At 66.6% G+C, this 4,692-nt stretch carries 4 protein-coding genes and 1 pseudogene; 4 read left to right on the forward strand and 1 reads right to left on the reverse strand.

Translation table 11 applies throughout. The features are described 5' to 3' along the window. Nucleotides 1-724: hypothetical protein (locus VD972_RS07715; protein ID WP_324983057.1), on the forward strand; the 724-nt coding region annotated here is incomplete at its 5' end. 3 nt (nt 725-727) lie between these two features. Beyond that, nucleotides 728-1,183, forward strand: a complete 456-nt coding sequence (locus tag VD972_RS07720) for an immunity 26/phosphotriesterase HocA family protein (RefSeq protein ID WP_324983060.1) — start codon at nt 728-730, stop codon at nt 1,181-1,183. Nucleotides 1,184-1,193: 10 nt separating this feature from the next. Here VD972_RS07720 and VD972_RS45425 read toward each other — a convergent pair. Further along, nucleotides 1,194-1,673: pseudogene (locus VD972_RS45425) on the reverse strand (COR domain-containing protein); the annotation flags it as partial. A 72-nt stretch (nt 1,674-1,745) separates the two neighbouring features. Between VD972_RS45425 and VD972_RS07725 the strand changes: the two are divergent. Together VD972_RS07725 and arsM are read left to right on the forward strand one after the other, a co-directional pair. Beyond that, a complete protein-coding gene (locus tag VD972_RS07725; protein WP_324983063.1) occupies nt 1,746-3,215 on the forward strand; it encodes a DASS family sodium-coupled anion symporter in 1,470 nt (489 codons plus the stop codon). Between the two features lie 168 nt (nt 3,216-3,383). Continuing rightward, nucleotides 3,384-4,373 (forward strand): arsenosugar biosynthesis arsenite methyltransferase ArsM, encoded by a 990-nt coding sequence (gene arsM / locus VD972_RS07730; RefSeq protein ID WP_324983067.1) that lies wholly within the window; start codon nt 3,384-3,386, stop codon nt 4,371-4,373. Nucleotides 4,374-4,692 lie beyond the last annotated feature (319 nt).

Raw genomic sequence — 4,692 nt, forward strand, 5'->3', positions numbered from 1 at the left:
GCCCGAAGGTAGCCTGGGTGTGGAGGCCGGGGCTGGCGGCGCGGCGGGAGAGGTGGTGGTGCTGGGAGGCGCGGTGGTGGCGGCGGTCGGCAGTGGCCTGCTGGTGTGCCTGACGGCCAGGGCGGCCTCGAATGGGGAGAAGACTCCCATCGACATCGCGGACGAGTACTACGGTACGCACTTCGGCGATGTGAAGGGCTGGGTCCAAGGTCAATATCCGACCCAGGCTCCTCCTGGCGCGGCGCTCAAGCCAGAGCTCGACAAGAGTGACAAGAAACGGCTGGGGCGCATCTACGTCACCTACACGAAACTCAACAAGACAACCCACCGCTTCTACGCGGGGCGGACCAGCATGGTCGTTGATCTCACCCAGTCCCTCGCACTTCAAGCGATAGCGGCCGTTCTCCTTCGCGATAAGAATCATCACATGGATGAGAACGCCGAGCCGGAGAACGCTGCGTTCGCCGATGCGGAAGTGGATAGGTTCGATGTTGGGAACGCCATTGACTATGGCCAGAGATATGATGACGTCGCGTATTGGCGGATTCGCGGGAGAGAGCAGCAGTTAATTGATTCCCTGGGAGGCGCCCGCTCCGACACCGGAGAGCCCTATCGCACCGAGAATGCCGTACGCGGCGTGGCGAAGGACAATCCGCGAGGCCGATGGTTTCACGAAGCCGCCACGGACTTGTGGAGCGTACTTCACCCGTATACGGGATATTAGCAGATGCCGCGCCTCTACAAGCCTGGATCGTTCTTGAGAATTCCCCTCGCAGACAGCTCCTTTGGCTACGGCCGGGTGCTGAAACTGCCGCATGATGCCTACTACGATTATAGGACCGACACTCCGGATTCAGACCTGGACCGGATTGCCGCCAAGCCCATTCTCTTCAAGATTGCTGTCCGCCATATGGACGAGAGAGTGTGGGAAGTCATCGGGTGGAGGAAGCTGGAAGAGCAGTTTTCTCAACCCATCGTTCAGTTCATGCAGGACCGGGGGAACTTCCGCGACTGCTTGATCTTCGACACCGCCGGTACTGAGAGAAGTGCGGAACCGCAAGAGTGCATCGGGCTTGAGCGTGCCTCTGTTTGGGAAGAGGCGGGGGTGGAGGAACGCCTTCTCGACACCTTCATGGGACGGCCCAACGCGACGGCAGAGCGGCACAAGGTCCGCCTGAAGTAGGGGAGCCTTATTAGGAGGTATCCGTCCGACGAGTATCGTTGGACGGAGTGGCCAGTTCGCCGCCGCGGCCGCCGTCAGCCACTCCTGAGTGTGGAGGCTGTACCTCGCCTGGACCTCCAGGCTCGCTGGCGTCGGCTCCTTCTTCAGCGCTCTGGTGCGAAGATCGATTCGATGAGGGCCCGAGTGTACCCCGCCGCGACCGCTGCGGCATACTCCTGCCAGTCGTCGTTCTTGTGAGTGTCGCAGTAGTCACACGTTCCACGGACGACCAGGTACCCCTTGTCATGGGTCCAGGAGGCATCCGCGATCCCAGGATGACGCCTGTGCGCCAGCGAGGGCCCTTCTGGCTCAAGGCATGGGTCTGGTCGATGAAGCGCGGCAGAAGACCTTCGGGCAAGACCTCGTACTGGTAGCGGAAACCCAGCCCAGGTGCCGCGAGGAGCTCTCTCAGATCGGGCTGGTTCTTACCAAGCAACTCCGGCACGAGGTAGCGCTCTTCCCGTCCCGGTCTCCTGCTCGCTGTCGTGGCCGCCGAGGAGGGACCTGTGCGACGGTAGTGCCCATGACTCTCCCCTCGGAAGGGATGACGCGGACGCGCCTCATCGGGCTCGCCGCCGGACCTCTGGCCGCCGCCCTGCTGCTGCTAATTCCCTCGGGGCTGCACCAGATTCCCGGCATGGAGCACCGGCCCGCCGCCGCCGCCGCCGTCGCCGCCTGGATGGCCCTCTGGTGGTTCACTGAGGCCCTCCCCATCGCGTGGACTTCTCTGCTCCCCGTGGTGCTCTTCCCCCTGCTGGGGGTCTATGGCGCGGAGAGCGTGCCAGGTGAGGTGGCCCGCTCCGCCGCGCCCTTTGTGGATCCCTACATCTTCCTCTTCATGGGCGGCATGGCCCTGGGCGCTGGGCTGGAGCAGTGGGGGCTGCACCGCCGCATCGCCCTGCTCATCATGCGGGCCATTGGCACCGGGCCCCAGCGGCTGCTGCTGGGGATGGTGGTGGCCACGGCCGCCGTCTCGATGTGGATCTCCAACACCGCCACCGCCGTGATGATGGTGCCCATCGGCATGGCGCTGATGACGCAGCTCGAGCTCACGGAGGGACGAAGGCTCCAGCACTTCGGCGCCGCGCTGATGCTGTCCGTGGCCTACGGCTCCAACGTGGGCGGCATCGGCACCAAGATCGGCACCCCCACCAACTCCGTCTTCGCGGGAGTGGTGGCGCGGCGGTTCAGCAGCGAAGTGGGTTTCCTGGAGTACATGGCCGCGGCCATGCCCTTCGTCATCCTCTTCGTGCCCCTCATCTGGTGGGTGCTGTGGCGGCTGGGGCGCAAGGACCAGCTCGGCCCTGGGCAGGGCGGAGACGTCATCCGCCAGGAGCTGGCCAGGCTCGGCTCCCTGTCGGCCGGAGAGCGCACCGTGGGGCTCGTCTTCCTGGCCGCGGCGGTGCTGTGGATCGCCGGGGATCCACTGCGTGGGTGGCTCGCGCCCCACGTCGCTGCCGCCTTCGGAGGCTTCAAGCTGGCGGGCAAGCACTACGAGGCCGGCGTGGCCCTGCTGGCCTCCGGCACCCTGCTGGTGCTCGGGCGGCTATCGCTGGCGGCGCTGCGCCGGGTACCCTGGAACACGCTGCTGCTGCTGGGCGGCGGCTTCGCGCTGGCCTCTGGCATCGAGGCCAGCGGGCTCTCCTCGTGGCTCTCCCTGCGCCTGGCGGGCCTGGAGGGCCTGTCCCCCTTCATGCAGCATGCCACCGTGGCCACCACCACCATCCTCCTGTCCGCCATCGCCTCCAACACCGCCACCGTGAACGTCATGCTCAACGTGCTGCCCGCCTCGCGCCCCCTGCTGGCGGTGAGCACCTTCGCTTCCTCGTGCGACTTCGCCCTGCCCGCCGGCACGCCGCCCAACGCCATCGTCTTCGGCAGTGGCTACGTGCGCCTGCCTGTGATGATGCGGGCGGGGGTGACGCTCGACCTGCTCGCGGCGGTCCTGCTGGCGCTCTACGGGATGACCTGGGTGCAGTTCACGCTGCCCTGAGCCCCCGCGCCCGCCCAAGCCGCAGCAAGGCGACGGACCCTGGTGAACGATCACGCGTTCCGCAGCAGCCCACGTGACGCAGGTCGGGTACACTCGCCTGTCACCTTTTCACGGACGAGTGCCCGCCGGGGCTCGTCGGTCTCACGCACGGGTTGCGCAAGAGGGGCCATGGGTTCTCTGGGCAAGGACGAGCAGTACCTGGACATCGTGCGTGACGTGTACGCGCAGGCCGCCACCACGCCGCAGCCCAAGCTGTGCTGCACCACGGCGCCCATCTGGCAGCTGCCCGGGCTGAAGGTGCCCACCGTGATGCAGGAGATGAACTACGGCTGTGGCACCACGGTGCATCCGGCCGACATCGGCTCGGACGACACCATCCTCTACGTGGGCGTGGGCGGCGGGATGGAGGTGTTGCAGCTGGCATACTTCGCGCGCCGCCCCGGAGGCGTCATCGCGGTGGACGCGGTGGGGGCGATGCTGGAGAAGGCGCAGGCCAACCTTCAGGTGGCCGCCGAGGAGAACTCCTGGTTCGAGCCGGGCTTCGTCTCGCTGCGCGAGGGAGATGCGCTGGCTCTGCCGGTGCCCGACATCTCCGTGGATCTGGCAGCCCAGAACTGCCTCTTCAACGTCTTCACCCGCGAGCACCTGGACCGAGCGCTCTCGGAGATGTACCGCGTGCTCAAGCCGCGCGGCCGCCTGTCTCTGTCCGACCCCATCGCCACCCGCCCCATCCCCGCGCATCTGGCGGCGGACCCACGGCTGCGCGCCGAGTGCCTCTCCGGCGCGCTCACCTACGAGGAGTACATGGCCGCCATCGTGCGCGCGGGCTTTGGCACCGTGGAGGTCCGGGCCCGCGTGCCCTATCGCGTGCTGGACCGGGAACGCTATGGCCTGGACAAGCACCTGCTGCTCGAGTCCGTCGAGGTCGTGGCCATCAAGGATCCGATGCCTGAAGACGGCCCCTGCGTCTTCACCGGCCGCACGGCCATCTACTTCGGGCCGGAGGAAGTCTTCGACGACGGCAAGGGGCACCTCCTCTCTCGCGACCTCCCGCTGTCCGTCTGTGACAAGACCGCCGAGGCGCTGCAGCGCCTGGAGAGCCCCCACTTCCTGGTGACAGGCTCCACCTTCCACTACCGCGGCGGCGGCTCCTGCTGAGCCTCCGCGGCTGGTCTGGTGGCGCCCGGGGCTTTGCTCCATCCCTGGCTGTAGTGCCCCGGAGAGCTGAGTCCTTGCCGGGAGATACAGAGTGGAGGCGGCGGGAATCGAACCCGCGCCGGGCGGTGCGAAACCCCTAGCAGAATCGCGCCCTTACCTCGTAACCGCCCGGAATGATTCGGAGTCGTTATCCCGCCGCATTCCTTGTCGTCCCGTCCTGTCCCAGCACGTTCCGCAGGCTCCTGCGACATACATGCAACATGGCGGAGGCCGAAGACGGGTTGGCCGGGTCCGACCCAGTTCTCGGAGCAACGCATAG

Source organism: Hyalangium sp., assembly GCF_035629615.1.
Classification (GTDB): domain Bacteria; phylum Myxococcota; class Myxococcia; order Myxococcales; family Myxococcaceae; genus Hyalangium.

Excerpts from the sequence above, each read along its gene's own strand:
- VD972_RS07720 (WP_324983060.1), top strand. The coding sequence starts at position 728 with ATGCCGCGCCTCTACAAGCCTGGATCGTTCTTGAGAATTCCCCTCGCA.
- VD972_RS07725 (WP_324983063.1), top strand. The coding sequence starts at position 1,746 with ATGACTCTCCCCTCGGAAGGGATGACGCGGACGCGCCTCATCGGGCTC.
- arsM (WP_324983067.1), top strand. The coding sequence starts at position 3,384 with ATGGGTTCTCTGGGCAAGGACGAGCAGTACCTGGACATCGTGCGTGAC.